Here is a 15916-nt window from a genome sequence, read left to right on the forward strand (position 1 = left end):
GCTCGCTGCTACCGTCCAATGGCATGCGGGAATCACAGACCAATCTGGCGGGTGATCTGCTGCTCCAGCTGGGCCGGGACGGCACCGGCCCCCTCCACGAGCGGGTCAAGCGGGCGCTGCGTACGGCGATCAGGGCGGGGCGGATCGAGGTCGGTACCGCCCTGCCGCCCAGCCGGCAGCTCGCCGCCGACCTCGACTGTTCGCGCTGGGCGGTGACCGAGGCGTACGGGCAGCTCGTCGCCGAGGGGTATCTGGAGGCGCAGACCGGCTCCGCGACCCGGGTGCGCTGGTCGAACCGCCCGGACGACGGCTCCGTACACCGGACTCCGCGCCCGGATCCCGCGGCCCGCTTCGACCTGGCCCCGGGCCTGCCCGACCTGCGGGCGTTCCCGCGCCGCCGGTGGGCCGAGGCCGTGCGCTCGCAGGTGGCCTCCGTGGCGTTCACGGAGCTCGGCTACCCTCCGCCCGGCGGCCACCCCCGCCTTCGGCGGCTGCTCGCCGAGTACCTGGCCCGCTCCCGGGGCGTGTCCGCAACCCCGCAGGACGTGACGGTGTGCACGAGCGTCACCGACGGCGTACGCCGCTTCTGCCAGGTGCTGCGCGCCCGTGGCATCACCGCCGTCGGAGTCGAGGAACCGGGCTGGACCCGGCTGCGCGAGGTGATCCGCGCCGCGGGCCTGGACGTGGTGCCCGTCCGCGCGGACGGCGCCGGTCTGCGCACCGACGACCTCGCCGGACAGTCCGGGCTGCGGGCCGTGCTGACGTCCCCGGCGCACCAGTTCCCGCTGGGCACGGTGCTCGCCCCCGAGCGGCGCGCGGCCCTGCTGCAGTGGGCCCGCCGGGTGGACGGCGTCGTGCTGGAGGACGACTACGACGCGGAGTTCCGCTACGACCGCCGCCCGGTCGCGGCCCTGCAGGGCATGGATCCGTCCCGGGTCGTGCTGTTCAAGTCGCTCAGCAAGATCCTCTCCCCCGCGCTCGGCATCGGATGGATCGTGGCGCCCGCGGCCTGGACCGACCACTTGCGCCAGGCCGACCAGACGGCGACCCAGCCCCCGCCCCTCGACCAGCTCGCCTTCGCGGAACTGCTGGAGTCAGGCGCCTACGACCGCCATCTGCGGGCCTGCCGCAAGCGCTACCGCGACCGCCGCGACGCCCTCGTCCGGGCCCTCGCCGACCAGCTGCCCGGCGCCCCGGTCTCCGGCATCGCGGCCGGACTGCATCTCATCCTCCGCCTGCCCGCCGCCGTGGACACCGCAGCCGTGGTCGTGGCGGCGGCCGCCCGCGCCCTGCGCGTCGCCGACCTGGCTGCCTGTCACGCCACCGAGGACCATGCCGAGCACGGCCTGGTCCTCGGGTACGGCAACCTCGCCGACGGCGCGGTGGACGAGGCGGTCGCCCAGCTGCGCGCGGCGATCGAGGAGAGCCGTCAGCGGTCCTGACCGCTGCAGAACTCCGCCTCGATCACCGCCTGGGTGTGTTCCACGTCCGTCCAGTCCCCGTTGAGGTTGAAGGACAGGGAGTGACGGCCGTCCGCCGTCGTCACCGCCTCCGAGATCGAGCCGAAGATGCCGCCCGCGTGGCCCCAGACATGGACGCCGCAGCTGAGCCTGCGGTCGATCAGGCCGAGGCCGTAGCGGGCGTTCGGCAGGACGTCGGCCTTGACCGTGGTCTTCATCTCCTTGAGCTGCTCGGGCGGGAGCAGACGGCCGGTGAGCAGGGCCTTGAAGAAGCGGTTCAGGTCGGACGTGTCGGAGATCAGCTCGCCCGAGCCGTAGGCCAGGGAGGGGTTGACGGTCGTGACGTCGTACGTCGGGCCCGTCGTGGAGTCCGCGAGTTTCGAGTACGTACGGCTGCTGGGCTGCGGGAGGGTGACCCGGTTGCCCGGGACCGAGGTGCCGGTCAGGTGGAGTGGGTCGATGATGCGCCGGCGGACCTCCGTGCCATACGTATGGCCCGTGACCTTCTCGACCACCATCGCGGCCAGGAGGTAGTTCGTGTTGGAGTAGCTCCACGAAGTCCCGGGCTCGAAGAGCGGTTTGTGGCGCATGGCGACGGCCAGTTCGGCCTCGGGGGTCCATCGGTCGTAGCGGTGCTTGAAGAAACCGTCCTTGGAGAAGTACCGGCGCACGAACGTCTCGTCGTTCGTGTAGTCGTAGATGCCGCTGGTGTGGTTGAGGAGTTGGCGGACGGTGATCCGGCTGCCGTCGTGGCCGTTGCCGTGGACCGCGCCCGGCAGCCACTTCTCCACCGTGTCGTCCAGCGACAGCCGTCCCTCGGCCTCCAGCTGCAGCAGCACCGTCGCCACGAACGTCTTCGTGATGCTGCCCGCGCGGAAGCGGTCCTCGGCCGAACGCGGCTCGCCCGTACGGAGGTTGCCCACGCCGGCGGTCGTCGACCAGGTGCCGTGGGCGTCCTTCGCCGTCGCCGTCACGCCGGGCACGCCGTCCCTGACCGCGGCCTCGATGGCCCGGCGGGTCGCCTCGTGGTGCGCACCGGCGCCTCTGGCGGGCGTCGCCGCGAGGGCGGGGCCCGCCAGGGCCGCCGAGAGCACGACGGCCGTGGCCGCCGTCAGAGATGTACGCATGCGCAAGGTCATGTTCTCCCCCGTCTCGTGTCGCTCACCGCTGAGCGCGGTCGGGGGATCAGACTCGGCCCGCAGTACGGGAGTTGACGCACTGCGGGCCGGTTGAGCAGCTTTCAGCCCTTCTTCGACCCTTCGGCCCTTCGGCCCTTCAGCCCTTCTTCAGCACCAGCTCCGTGTTGCGGTCGTTCGGGTCGCCACCGAGCGTCGTACCGGCGCCGGGGGCGTTGTACGACAGCTCGCGGTAGAGGGCGGCCAGGCCCGTCTGGGTGAGGTCGGAGAAGTCCGTGCGGTGCGGGGCCGCGGACTCGACGAGGGTGGTGAACAGCGAGAGGGTGCCGTCCTTGTTGTCGGCGATCTCGATGACACGGGCGAGCTGGGGGTAGTCCACGTGCGAGGCGGTCGAGATCTCCCAGAAGGAACGGCCGCCCGCGGCCTTGTGCGGGGTGATGTCGTTGCGGTGGATGTGTCCGTTCACCCAGGCGACCACGTTGGCGTGCTTACTGAGCAGGGACACGACCTCCTGACCGCTGTGGCGGCGCTCGCGCGGCCGGGCAGGGTCGACATGCGACGTGTTGTCCATCGTCTGGCTGGTGTGGTGGCTGAAGACGATGGCGTACGAGTCCTTGTTGTCCCGCAGTTGCTTGTCCAGCCAGTTCAACTGGGCCGTCCCGATGGAGCCTTCGAAGTGGCCCCCCGGGTCGGTGGTGTCGATGCTGATGCCGATGACGTCGTCGGAGATGCGGAAGGTGTAGTACTGGGTGCCCGCCGCGAGGTTGGCGGAGGAGTAGCCGTGGCCGACCGGGCCGTTACCGCGGTGGGCCGGGTCGAGGTGGGCCTTGAGATAGTCGGCCGGGGTGAACGGCGCCCGCTTCTCGTCCGCCGTCACCGAACGCATGTCCCGCGCGTGCGCCTTCAGCAGGTCCCGGAAGGCCGTGCCCTTCGGGTCGTTGCCGGTCTTGATGTGGTCCTGGAGCTTCTTCGCCTCGGACGCGGACAGGGTCATCAGCTTCTTGCCGCCGACCGCGAACTCGGCGAGCCAGGAGTCGCCGTGCCCGTAGCAGCCCAGCGGCAGGGCGTCGTGGTTGCCGACCGTCGAGTACCAGGGCAGGTTGAGGCCGGGGCTGCGGACCTCGCGGGTCGCGGCGGCCAGGAAGCCGTCGAGGTGCGGGAAGCCGAGCTGCTTGTCGCCGTCACGGACGGTCGAGTCGGGCTGCCAGTACAGCTTCAGCCCGCTGTTCTGGACGCCCTCGTAGTGCCGCGGATCACCGGAGTTGGGGGTGATCTTCCCCCCGCTCATGATGGTGAGGTACCACTCCAGCTCGGTCTTCGCGTTGTTGTCCGTGTTGTCGCCGGTGGTCATGGCGAAGTGGAGCGGCGAGCCGGTCACCGGCGCCCCGCGCAACGCGTTGATCCTCTCCACCAGCGAGATCGCGCCCTGCACGGTCAGCGCCTCGTGCGGACGCCAGGAGTGCGGGCTCGCCGAGCGGAGGTACTCCAGCCGCAACGGGTGCTGGGCGTCGATCAGATGCAGGTCGGTCAGCTGCACGAACGCCGCCAGTGCGGTACGGCGGCCGGCCCGGCCCGACTTGGGGGCGGCGAGCTCGCTGCGCACGACGCGGCTCCAGCCTGGGCCGTCGCCGAGACGGCGGTACGGCGTGCTGGTGCGCGGGGCGGCGACCGCGGCGAGGGTGGTGCCCTTCGTGTACGGCGCCAGGGGGGCGGCCGGGGCCTTGCGGGACTGCGCCACGACCCGGGTGGTGTCGGTGGTGGCGGCCTGGCTGTCGGTGGGCCGCAGGGCGTAGCCGATGCCTGCGGAGACGGCCGCCGCGCCGGTGGCGGCGAGGACGGTACGGCGGTTGACCGCCGGGATGGTGGCGGCGACAGAGCGTATGCGCGACATGGCGCGATCTCCCCGAGTGCGAACGCGTCGGCAGTGGTCGCGGGCGGTCGCAGTCGCGAACATCCCGCTCGTACTGGATCGTTGACACCGGGGATGACCTGCTGGTGAACGAGACGGCAACGCGTAACGCCGATCACCGTACGTGGATCTTCGGGGACCCTGCGCGTTCACGGGTGCTCTTCGGACCGCCGGGGGGCGGTCACTCCGTGTTCATCTTTCCGGGTAGGGGAGGTATCCCGCGGGGGTTCACTCAGACCGTGGGGCAGTGCACGTCGGCCGGACAGAACGACGCCACGGCGGCGTCGAGCGGCGCCCGGATCCGTTCGAGACGCGCCGCGCCCCCGGGTCCGCTGGCGCGAATCGCGTAGACGGCGCCGTCGGCCGCCTCGAGGCGGTGGTCGACCACCAGGCGGTAGCCCCGGTCCGGGTCGTCGTAGACGTAGGCGAGTTCGGACGAGTTGGCGCCGGAAGTACGTTGGACGACCGCGTACCCCGGTTGCCGTGCGAAGCCGTATCCGGGGTCGTTCTCGGCAAGGGACAGGGACTCGGCCGGGGAGCTCTCTGCCGTCTGGAAGATCTGGAGCTCGCGGCCGTCGTGCGGAGAGTCGTAGTAGACCACCGGCGCCGCCATGCCCTGCTTCTCCCGGCGGGTCCAGCCCAGAGGGACGTCGAGCCTGTAGCCGGCCGGGTCCTTCACCATGTGGTAGCCCACGGGGGGCAGGCCGGGCGGGACGATCGGGGTCATCGGAGTGACCAGCGTCGGGCCGGGCAGCAGCCGCGAGGCGCCGAAGGCCGTGGCGATGACCAGCAGAGCCGCCAGCGCGAAGCCGGTGATGCGCCACGCACGCCTACGGACAGGCGGAGTCGTCCCCACGGTGACGGTCCTGTCGAGCGTGTAGTACACCGTGGACGCCGGCGGATCCCGCTCCAGTAACTCCTGCTCCGGCGCCTGTGCCGCGCCCCCGCCCCGCCCCACCGCCTCCACATCCAGCAGCGACGCCACATACCGCCGCCACAACGGCAGGTCCCGCCGCCGCCCCTGTTCGACCAGCCTGTCCCACACCTCGGGCCGGGAGTCCGTCAGTGAAGCCCAGTACCGGGATGCGAGCCTCGTCATGACTCCAGCACCTCCGAGCCACCCGGCACCGCGGCGGCGGCATCCCCGCTCGTGGGCCCCGGCGGGGCGGGCGGCCCCGAGCTGCCGAGCACCGCCTGCAACGTCCGCGCGCTCCCCAACTGCCGCAGCAGCGCCGGTGCCGACGCCCCCACCGCGACCGTCGCCAACGCGCCCGTCAGCTGCGGATGGAAGATCCACCCGGCGCCCGCGCCCAGCGACAGCCGGGTCAGTGCGGCCAGGGCGTCGGACGGCGGGTCGATGTACTTGTCGAGGCGCGGGAGACGGTCGCGCCGCCGGTTCTTCGCCAGCGCGCGGTGCCGGGCCGTCTGCCATGCCGCGATCCGCCCGTAGAAGACGACGATCTCCACGACCAGGCCGCCCAGTGCGCCGTATGTGATGGACGCGTTCCACTCCATGGCCGTCCCCCTCGGCGATGGCGCCGTTCAGCTCGACCCAGCATCCCAGACGGGCGATTGATCCGGGAGAGATTGGGAGAGAGATGGCATAGAACCCATACAGGCCTTTGTCAGTCTTCGGCGGTCACCGTCACCCGCCCCGCCACCGGCCGCTCCCGCCACAGCGCCAGCCCCACGTCGACCAGTCCGACCCGGTTCAGGCGGGGCACCTCCTCCAGCGGATGCCAGGCCGCCATGTCCGTCGAACCGCCGACCTCGTGGCGGAGTTCGCCGCCGGTCACTCGCCCCTCGTACACCAGCCGTACGCCGTGATGGTCGACGGAGCGTCCGAAGCGGCGCGGGGCGGTGCGGCGGATCGAGTTCACGCCCAGGAGGGCGGTGAGGTCCACGTGATAGCCGGTCTCCTCCTCCACCTCCCTCAGGGCCGCGTCGTAGGGGTCCTCGCCGTGCTCCACGCCGCCGCCGGGCAGGGTCCACTCGGGGCGGCCGTGGTTGTCGATCCAGCGGGCCAGGAGGAGTTGGTCGTCGCGGACGCATATGGCGTAGGCCGCCACCCTCAATTTTCTGCGCACGTACGGACGTTAGTCCTGAACCGACGGATCATTTGCCACTATTGGGGACTCATCCCCGTAAAGGGCATCGGGGGTTTTCCCCATACGTCCATATCGTTTCGGTCAACACTTCCCAAACAACTGTCCCTTGGGTAAAGCTGTGCGCTCGTCCGGCACAGAAATCTTCACTACAAGGGATGCCGATGACCCTCACCCCCCTCAGACCCGTGGCCCGAATAGCCGTGGCCGCCGGTCTTGTAGCCGCGCTCTCCGCGGCCGGGCCGATACCCATGGCCTTCTCCGCCGACGCCCCGTCCCCGGGCTCCACCGCCCCCTCGGACGGCAGCGTCAAGTCCGCGCACGACAAGCTCGGTTCCGACGACGCGGACCTGCTCGCCGAGGCCAAGGCCGACGGCGACAAGAACGTCACGATGATGATCGCCACCGCGCCGGGGCAGACCGAGCAGGTCGCCGGGGAGCTGGACGCGGTCAAGGGCGGCTCGGTCGGCCGGACGTACGACAAGCTCGGGTACGTCCGCGCCACCGTCCCGACGAGCAAGGCCGACTCGGCCATCGCCGCCGCCGCGAAGCTCTCCTCCGTGCACGGCATCGACCTGCGCGAGGAGATACCGCTGGACGACCCGAGCGCCACGTCCAACTCCAAGTCGGCTGCGGCGACGACCAGTTACCCCGCCCCCGACAAGAACACCCCCGCCGAGAACCCGTACAACCCGTCCTTCGAGACGGGCGCCGTCGACTTCGTGAAGGACCACCCGAAGGCGGACGGCCGCGGCGTCACCATCGGCATCCTGGACTCCGGTGTGGACCTCGGCCACCCGGCCCTGCAGAAGACCACCACCGGTGAGCGGAAGATCGTCGACTGGGTGACGGCGACCGACCCGATCGTCGACAGCGACGCGACCTGGCGCCCGATGGTGACCTCCGTCTCCGGGCCCACGTTCACCTACGGCGGCAAGACGTGGACGGCGCCCGCCGGGTCGTACCAGGTCAGCACCTTCAGCGAGGCCGCCACCGCGGGTGGCGACGCGAAGGGCGACGCCAACCGGGACGGGGACACGACGGACAAGTGGGGCGTCCTCTACGACGCCGCCGCCGGGACCGTCCGGGTGGACCTCAACAACAACTACGACTTCAGCGACGACGCGCCGATGAAGCCGTACAAGGACGGGTTCCAGGTCGGCTACTTCGGCACCGACGACCCGTCGACCGACGTCGTGGAGCGCCAGCCGTTCGTCGTGCAGATCCGCAAGGACGTGCCGATGGATCCGTTCGGCGGCGACTGGGTCGGCAAGAAGGCCGACTTTGTCAACATCGGCGTCATCGAGTCCGAGCACGGCACACACGTCGCCGGCATCACCGCCGCCAACGGCCTGTTCGGCGGGAAGATGAACGGCGCTGCCCCCGGCGCGAACATCGTCTCCTCCCGTGCCTGCACCTGGACCGGCGGCTGCACCAACGTCGCGCTGACCGAGGGCATGATCGACCTCGTCGTCAACCGCGGTGTCGACATCGTCAACATGTCCATCGGCGGCCTCCCGGCGCTCAACGACGGCAACAACGCGCGCGCCGAGCTCTACACGCGGCTCATCGACACGTACGGCGTGCAGCTGGTGATCTCGGCCGGCAACTCCGGACCCGGCGCCAACACCATCGGCGACCCGGGCCTGGCCGACAAGGTGATCTCCGTCGGCGCGGGCATCTCGAAGGCGACCTGGGCGTCCAACTACGGCTCCGCCGTCGAGAAGAAGTACGCGATGATGCCCTTCTCCTCCCGCGGCCCGCGCGAGGACGGCGGCTTCACGCCGACCCTGGTCGCCCCCGGCGCCGCGATCAACACCACCCAGACCTGGCTGCCGGGCTCCCCGGTCGCCGAGTCGGGCTACTCGCTGCCGGCCGGCTACTCCATGCTGCAGGGCACGTCGATGGCGTCCCCGCAGGCGACCGGTGCCTCCGCACTGCTCCTCTCCGCCGCCAAGCAGAAGGGCATCGAGCTCAAGCCCGCCACCCTGCGCACGGCGCTGACCTCAACTGCCCATCACATCAAGGGCGTTCAGGCGTACGAGGAGGGCGCGGGCCGCATCGACATCGTCGACGCCTGGGACTCCATCCGGGACGGCGCAACGGCCCACGACTACGCCGTGAAGGCGCCGGTCGACACCGCGCTCGACCAGGCGCTGAAGACGCCGGGCTTCGGCACCGGCCTCTACGACCGCGAGGGCGGCCTCAAGGCCGGCGACAAGAAGACGTACGACGTCACCATCACGCGTACGTCCGGACCGGACAAGGCAGTCCGTCACGAGCTGTACTTCGAGAACAATGCCGGTGACACCTTCAGGATCCTCGGCAAGGACGACGTGAAGCTGCCGCTGAACCAGCCGGTGACGGTGAAGGTTCAGGCGCATCCGCGGTCCGCCGGTCTCAAGAGCGCGATCCTCGAGGTCGACGACCCGAAGACCGAGGGCATCGACAAGCAGATCCTCACCACCGTCGTGGTCTCGACGCCGGTGAAGTACACCTTCGCCGCCTCGAACTCCGTGCAGCGCAACAGCACGCAGTCGTACTTCGTGACCGTGCCCGAGGGCGCCAAGTCCCTCGAGGTCGCGATCGGCGGGCTGGCGGACAAGAGCCAGACCCGGTTCATCGCGATCCACCCGTACGGCACTCCGGTCGACAACACCGGCACCCCGTACTGCTACAACAACTATCTCGACGGCAACGGCTGCAAGGCCGACGTGCGTTCGTATGCGGACCCGCAGGCCGGCGTCTGGGAGATCGAGGTCGAGTCGCGCCGTACCTCGCCGCTGCTCGACAACCCGTACCAGCTGGACGTCGCCGTCCTCGGCGCGGCCTTCGACCCGGAGACCGTGACCGTGCCCGAGGCCAAGGTCGGTACCCCGGCCGCCGTCTCGTGGAAGGTGACGAACAAGCTCGCCGCGCTCGACGGCAAGCTGGTCGGCGGCCCGCTCGGCTCGTCCAAGACGGCCCGCCCGACCATCAAGGAGGGCGAGACGCAGACCACCACGGTCGAGGTGCCCGCGGGCGCCAAGTCGCTGGACGTCGCGATCGGCAAGGTGTCGGACGCGTCCGCCGACCTCGACCTGACGGTGAAGAACGCCGCCGGCACGGTCGTCGGGACGTCCGCCGACGGCGACTCGGAGGAGGCGGTCTCGGTCGCCTCGCCCGCCGCCGGCACGTACACCATCGAGGTCGCGGGCTACTCGGTCCCGTCCGGCTCCACCGCGTACGACTACCGGGACGTCTTCTTCTCCGCGTCCCTGGGCAGCGTCACCGTCGACGGGTCGGCGCCGGTCAAGCTCGGCACGGGCGAGTCGGCGACCGTCTCGGGCAGCGTCACCGCCGCGGCGGCCGCCCCGGAGGGCCGTGCGTTCTTCGGCCAGGTCCAGCTGGTGAACGCACGCGGCACGGTCGCGGGCACCGGCAGCGTGAAGATCGAGAAGGTCACGCCGTAGTCAGTGGTACGGCAGTGAGGGCGGGCGTCCGTACGGGCGCCCGCCCTTTCCCGTCCCCCCGTCAGCAGGCGATGCCGGCCGACTCCTTCAACGCCCGGTCCAGTCGCGCGCGTTCGCGGGCGATCGACTGCTCGCCGACGAGCACGTAGTCCGAGGCTGCCGCGTGCTGCGGAATGGCCACCAGGATGTGATCGCCCTTGTGGAGGGCCTTCTGGACGGCCGCCTCCTCGATCACGAAGGTGACCTTCTTCTGGGCCTTCTCCGGCTTGTACGAACGGGTCACGTGCAGGGTGATCCGCTCCTGCTCGGTGGCTCCGGGCAGCCGCTCGACCTTGGTGACGTCACCCTCGGCGACCAGGCGGGCGCAGGCGAGGTAACCGGCGCTGGAGAACGGGGAGCGGGCAGAGGCGTCCGCCTTGGCACCCGAGGCGCTGCTGGAGTCCTCGCCACCACCGCTCCCGGCCTGCGTCACCAGCCAGCCCATCCCCGCCAGCACGGTCGCGACGGCGGCCGTGGCGAGGGAGCCGAAGGCGAACCTGCGCGCCCGGCGCCAGTCCCGCGGTGCCCGTACCGGAGCCGGCTGCCGCTGCGGTCGTCCCTCCGCGCCCAGCGCGTCCCCGATGATCCCGAGCTGCTCCCGCAGCAGGGCCACGTCCGCCTCGGCCTTGCGGTGCTCGGCCATGAAGGCGGTGTCCGCGCGGGCCTCGTCCGACAGTGCCTCGCCGGTGATCGCGGCCATGAGCGCATCCGCACCGTTGTGTTCCGCGGTCATGTCACACCACCTCGTCCTCGTGCAGGCGGGCGCGCAGTGCCCGTACCGCCGTGTGCAGCCGACTCTTGACCGTGCCCTCGGGGACGCCCAGCTCCTGGGCGATCGAGCGGACCGGCAGGTCGGCGTAGAAACGCAGGACGAGGACCTGGCGCTGGGGGTCCGGCAGCTCGTCGAGGCCCTGGGCGACGGCGAGGGAGAGCACGCTGGTGTCCTCGCCGGAGGGCTGCTCGTGCTGGCGCAGCGAGGCCAGCCGTTCCCCCAGCCGCTCCTGGCGCTTCTTGGCCCGGTGCCAGTCCATGGCCAGGTTGGAGGCGACGACGGCCGCCCACGCGGAGACGTCGCGCGGGGCCTCGTACCCCTTCGCCGCCCGCTCCAGCAGCCGCAGACGGACCTGCTGCACCCCGTCCGGCAGGTCCGTCTGCGGCACCCCGCCCAGTGCGAGCACCGCCCGCACCCGGCGTTCCTGAGCCGCGTCCAGAGGATCGCCGTGATCGTCCTCCTGGGCCCGGCGGGCCTTTCTGCGCAGCACAAGCCACCCCCCTCACCGCGTTTCCTCTACGACGCCCCAGCCGACGGAAACGTTCGGCCGGGCCGCGGGAAATCGTTCAGAGGTGTACGTCACACCGCCGGGCGCGGCCAGCACAGCTTGCGGCACTGGGCCGTCGTAGGGCGATTTTCTCCAGCTCAGCGCGGGTGTGGGCGGAGTTCCGCAACCGTGGATCACGGCGGGGCGTCCCAGGCTTCGGGCATGGAGCGCAAAGAATTGGACAGGCGGACCCGGGTCGGCCGCATGATGGAAACGCCGCAGACATACACGAACACGTAAGAGGGAGTCACCGTGAGGGTCGGAATCGTCGGAGCCACCGGTCAGGTCGGCACGGTCATGCGCAGGATCCTCAAGGAGCGCGCCTTCCCGGTCACCGAGCTGCGCCTGTTCGCCTCGGCCCGCTCGGCCGGGACGGTGCTCGACGGTGTGACGGTGGAGGACGCGGCGACCGCCGACTACAGCGGACTGGACATCGTGCTGTTCTCCGCGGGCGGCGCCACCTCGAAGGCGCTGGCCGAGAAGGTGGCCGCGCAGGGCCCCGTCGTGATCGACAACTCCTCGGCCTGGCGCAAGGACCCCGAGGTCCCGCTGGTCGTCTCCGAGGTGAACCCGCACGCGATCGCGAACCGCCCCAAGGGCATCATCGCCAACCCGAACTGCACGACGATGGCCGCGATGCCGGTCCTGAAGGTGCTGCACGCGGAGGCGGGCCTGGAGGCGCTGGTCGTCGCCACCTACCAGGCGGTGTCCGGCTCGGGCCTCGCGGGCGTGGCGGAGCTGCACGGCCAGGCGCAGAAGGTCGTCGCCGACGCGGACAAGCTCACCCACGACGGCGGCGCGGTCGACTTCCCGGAGCCCGGCGTCTACAAGCGCCCCATCGCCTTCAACGTGCTCCCCCTGGCGGGCTCGATCGTCGACGACGGTCTGAACGAGACCGACGAGGAGCAGAAGCTCCGCAACGAGTCCCGCAAGATCCTCGAGATCCCCGGTCTCAAGGTCTCCGGCACCTGTGTCCGCGTCCCGGTCTTCTCCGGCCACTCCCTCCAGGTCAACGCCCGCTTCGCCCGCCCGATCTCCCCGGAGCGCGCGACGGAGCTCCTGTCGGACGCCCCGGGCGTCGAGCTCTCCGACATCCCGACCCCCCTCCAGGCCGCCGGCCAGGACCCGTCCTACGTCGGCCGCATCCGCCGCGACGAGACGGTGGACAACGGCCTGGCCCTGTTCATCTCCAACGACAACCTCCGCAAGGGCGCCGCGCTGAACGCGGTGCAGATCGCGGAGCTGGTGGCCGAGGAGCTGAAGGGCTAGCCCCTCCTGACCTCGTAGAGGAAGCAGCCGTACTCGACGGCCCGGACGTGGACGAGCGCCACGGACGGGTCGTCGAACGCGTTCTGGAAGGCGGCTTCGTCGGGGGCGTCGACCAGCTCGCCGCCGAGGATGCGCCCGTCGGCGGAGTAGCGGCGGACGGTCCGGTGCTCGTTGTCGAACGGATAGCCGTCACCGTCTCGGCCCTGGCACTCCTCGGCATGGATGAAGACCGGCCCCTGCTCGTCGTAGGCCCCCGGCTCGGCCCCTGTCTCGGCCGCCCAGCGCCGCAGGGGCGCGTAGGAGACGAGGGCGATCCGCTCGCCGGGCTCGCTGCGGCGCAGACAGCAGCGCAGCGGGGCACCGCCCTCGTCGTCGGTCACGGGGACCATCGGGCGCCCCGCGTCGTCGGTGGTGCGCAGTTCCTTGAGGACGGCCGGGGCGATGGGTCGTGCGGTGTAGGTCGTCATTGGTCCAGGCTGGCGCGGGCGGGGCTGGATGGCTGGCGGGATACGGACGGGGCGTTTCCGGCGCAGGCCGGTTTGCATCAGCCCGTCCGTGACCGGGGGATCCATCGGGAAAACCCTCGTCGCCCTCCCCACGGTCCCATGGAAGGATGGCGGAACCCACACATAACGAGGAGATGACCGCGTGCCTGGCACAAACCTGACTCGCGAAGAGGCGCAGCAGCGGGCGAAGCTGCTCACCGTTGACTCGTACGAGATCGATCTCGACCTCTCCGGCGCGCAGGAGGGCGGCACCTACCGGTCCGTGACCACGGTGCGCTTCGACGTGGCCGAAAACGGTGCCGAGTCCTTCATCGACCTGGTGGCGCCGACCGTCCACGAGGTCACCCTGAACGGGGACGCCCTCGACCCCGCCGAAGTCTTCAAGGACTCGCGGATCGCCCTGTCGGGGCTGCTCGAGGGCCGCAACGTCCTGCGGGTCGTCGCCGACTGTGCCTACACCAACACGGGTGAGGGACTGCACCGGTTCGTCGACCCCGTCGACCAACAGGCCTATCTCTACACCCAGTTCGAGGTCCCGGATGCCCGCCGCGTGTTCGCGTCGTTCGAGCAGCCGGACCTCAAGGCGACCTTCCAGTTCACCGTGAAGGCCCCCACCGGCTGGACCGTCATCTCCAACTCGCCGACGCCCGAGCCCAAGGACGACACCTGGGTCTTCGAGCCGACGCCGAGGATCTCGTCGTACATCACGGCGCTCATCGTCGGCCCGTACCACAGCGTCCACAGCGTGTACGAGAAGGACGGGCAGAGCGTGCCGCTGGGCATCTACTGCCGGCCCTCGCTCGCCGAGTTCCTCGACTCCGACGCCATCTTCGAGGTCACGCGGCAGGGCTTCGAGTGGTTCCAGGAGAAGTTCGACTACGCGTACCCGTTCAAGAAGTACGACCAGCTGTTCGTGCCGGAGTTCAACGCGGGCGCGATGGAGAACGCCGGTGCGGTGACCATCCGCGACCAGTACGTCTTCCGGTCCAAGGTGACCGACGCGTCGTACGAGCTGCGCGCGGAGACCATCCTGCACGAGCTGGCGCACATGTGGTTCGGCGACCTGGTCACCATGGAGTGGTGGAACGACCTGTGGCTGAACGAGTCGTTCGCCACCTACACCTCCATCGCCTGCCAGGCGTACTACCCCCAGTCGCGCTGGCCGCACTCCTGGACCACCTTCGCCAACTCCATGAAGACGTGGGCCTATCGGCAGGACCAGCTGCCCTCCACCCACCCGATCATGGCCGAGATCCGGGATCTCGACGATGTGCTGGTGAACTTCGACGGCATCACCTACGCCAAGGGCGCCAGCGTCCTGAAGCAGCTCGTCGCGTACGTGGGCATGGACGAGTTCTTCGGCGGCGTCCAGGCGTACTTCAAGCGCCACGCGTTCGGCAACACCCGCCTGTCCGACCTGCTGGGCGCGCTGGAGGAGACCTCCGGCCGCGACCTGAAGAACTGGTCGGAGAAATGGCTGCAGACGGCGGGCATCAACATCCTCCGTCCCGAGATCGAGACGGACGCGGCCGGTGTCGTGACGTCCTTCGCGATCCGCCAGGAGGCCCCCGCCCTGCCCGCCGGCGCCAAGGGAGAGCCGACGCTGCGCCCGCACCGCATCGCCGTCGGCCTGTACGAACTCGACGACGACAGCGGCAAGCTGGTCCGCGACGAGCGCATCGAGCTGGACATCGACGGTGAACTGACCGCCGTACCGCAGCTGGTGGGCAAGCGCCGCCCGGCCGTCGTGCTGCTCAACGACGACGACCTGTCGTACGCCAAGGTCCGCCTCGACGAGCAGTCCCTCGCCTTCGTCACCGAGCACCTGGGCGACTTCGAGTCCTCCCTCCCCCGCGCCCTGTGCTGGGCCTCGGCCTGGGACATGACCCGGGACGCGGAGCTCGCGGCCCGCGACTACCTCTCCCTGGTCCTTTCGGGCATTGCCAAGGAGTCCGACATCGGCGTCGTGCAGTCCCTGCACCGCCAGGTCAAGCTCGCCATCGACCTGTACGCCGACCCGGCCACCCGCGAGGCCCTGCTCACCCGCTGGACCGACGCCACCCTGGCCCACCTGCGGTCCGCCGTGCCGGGCGGCGACCAACAGCTGGCCTGGGCGCGGGCGTTCGCGGCGACGGCCAGGACGCCGGAGCAGCTGGACCTTCTGGAGGCCCTGCTGGACGGTTCGCAGACGATCGAGGGTCTGGTCGTCGACACCGAGCTGCGCTGGGCGTTCGTGCTGCGGCTCGCCGCGGTCGGCCGCTACGACGAGACGGAGATCGCCGGCGAGTACGAGCGCGACAAGACGGCCGCGGGTGAGCGCCACGCGGCGAGCGCCCGTGCCGCCCGGCCGACCGAGGAGGCGAAGGCGGAGGTCTGGGCGCAGGTCGTCGAGTCCGACAAGCTGCCGAACGCCGTCCAGGAGGCGGTCATCGGCGGCTTCGTCCAGACCGACCAGCGCGAGCTGCTCGCCCCGTACGCCGACAAGTACTTCGAGGTGGTCAAGGACGTCTGGGACTCCCGCTCGCACGAGATCGCCCAGCAGATCGTGGTCGGCCTCTACCCGGCCGTCCAGGTTTCGCAGGAGACCCTGGACAAGACGGACGCCTGGCTGTCCTCCGCCGAGCCCAGCGCAGCCCTGCGCCGCCTGGTCTCCGAGTCCCGCTCGGGAGTGGAGCGCGCGCTGAGGGCGCAGGCGGCGGACGCGGAGGCGCTCCGCTAAGG

12 protein-coding genes are annotated in these 15916 nt (G+C 70.6%); 4 read left to right on the plus strand and 8 right to left on the minus strand.

The annotated features are described in order from the left end of the window. Positions 1-23 precede the first annotated feature (23 nt). Positions 24-1442: a PLP-dependent aminotransferase family protein gene (locus ACFY10_RS05415; protein ID WP_390663701.1), complete on the plus strand. Its 1419-nt coding sequence runs from the start codon at positions 24-26 to the stop codon at positions 1440-1442. Here the strand turns inward: ACFY10_RS05415 and ACFY10_RS05420 are convergent. From ACFY10_RS05420 to ACFY10_RS05440, 5 genes are all read right to left on the minus strand, one after another. After that, positions 1430-2587, minus strand: coding sequence for a serine hydrolase domain-containing protein (locus ACFY10_RS05420; RefSeq protein ID WP_390663702.1), 1158 nt, complete (start codon positions 2585-2587; stop codon positions 1430-1432). The two genes, ACFY10_RS05415 and ACFY10_RS05420, sit on opposite strands and share 13 nt — an antisense overlap. Before the next feature lie 148 nt (positions 2588-2735). Then, positions 2736-4487: a TIGR03767 family metallophosphoesterase gene (locus tag ACFY10_RS05425; RefSeq protein WP_390663703.1), complete on the minus strand. Its 1752-nt coding sequence runs from the start codon at positions 4485-4487 to the stop codon at positions 2736-2738. Positions 4488-4737: 250 nt separating this feature from the next. Beyond that, entirely contained in the window at positions 4738-5604 is an 867-nt protein-coding gene (locus ACFY10_RS05430) for a hypothetical protein (protein WP_390663704.1), read from the minus strand. Further along, positions 5601-6020, minus strand: coding sequence for a hypothetical protein (locus tag ACFY10_RS05435; protein ID WP_390663705.1), 420 nt, complete (start codon positions 6018-6020; stop codon positions 5601-5603). Before ACFY10_RS05435 ends, ACFY10_RS05430 begins: the two co-directional genes overlap by 4 nt. Before the next feature lie 110 nt (positions 6021-6130). Beyond that, entirely contained in the window at positions 6131-6592 is a 462-nt protein-coding gene (locus ACFY10_RS05440; protein WP_390663706.1) for an NUDIX hydrolase, read from the minus strand. A gap of 176 nt (positions 6593-6768) precedes the next feature. On the opposite strand from ACFY10_RS05440, the gene ACFY10_RS05445 reads away from it, so the two are divergent. Continuing rightward, positions 6769-10062 carry a S8 family serine peptidase gene (locus ACFY10_RS05445; protein ID WP_390663707.1) on the plus strand — a complete coding sequence of 1098 codons (3294 nt, stop codon included), beginning with the start codon at positions 6769-6771 and terminating at the stop codon, positions 10060-10062. Between the two features lie 61 nt (positions 10063-10123). On the opposite strand, the gene ACFY10_RS05450 is transcribed toward ACFY10_RS05445, so the two are convergent. Together ACFY10_RS05450 and ACFY10_RS05455 are read right to left on the minus strand one after the other, a co-directional pair. Continuing rightward, positions 10124-10834, minus strand: coding sequence for a hypothetical protein (locus ACFY10_RS05450; protein WP_390663708.1), 711 nt, complete (start codon positions 10832-10834; stop codon positions 10124-10126). 1 nt (position 10835) lies between these two features. Continuing rightward, entirely contained in the window at positions 10836-11363 is a 528-nt protein-coding gene (locus ACFY10_RS05455; protein WP_390663709.1) for an RNA polymerase sigma factor, read from the minus strand. 309 nt (positions 11364-11672) lie between these two features. Here ACFY10_RS05455 and ACFY10_RS05460 point away from each other — a divergent pair, with 309 nt between their 5' ends. After that, complete coding sequence (locus ACFY10_RS05460) at positions 11673-12689, plus strand: aspartate-semialdehyde dehydrogenase (protein WP_390663710.1); 1017 nt, start codon at positions 11673-11675, stop codon at positions 12687-12689. Here the strand turns inward: ACFY10_RS05460 and ACFY10_RS05465 are convergent. After that, entirely contained in the window at positions 12686-13156 is a 471-nt protein-coding gene (locus ACFY10_RS05465) for a DUF1203 domain-containing protein (RefSeq protein WP_390663711.1), read from the minus strand. The two genes, ACFY10_RS05460 and ACFY10_RS05465, sit on opposite strands and share 4 nt — an antisense overlap. A 181-nt stretch (positions 13157-13337) precedes the next feature. Here ACFY10_RS05465 and pepN point away from each other — a divergent pair, with 181 nt between their 5' ends. Continuing rightward, the gene (gene pepN, locus ACFY10_RS05470; RefSeq protein WP_390663712.1) at positions 13338-15914 is read left to right on the plus strand and encodes an aminopeptidase N; all 2577 of its coding nucleotides are present in this window, start codon (positions 13338-13340) and stop codon (positions 15912-15914) included. Positions 15915-15916 lie beyond the last annotated feature (2 nt).

The organism is Streptomyces sp. NPDC001401, assembly GCF_042895385.1.
Taxonomy (GTDB): Bacteria; Actinomycetota; Actinomycetes; order Streptomycetales; family Streptomycetaceae; genus Streptomyces.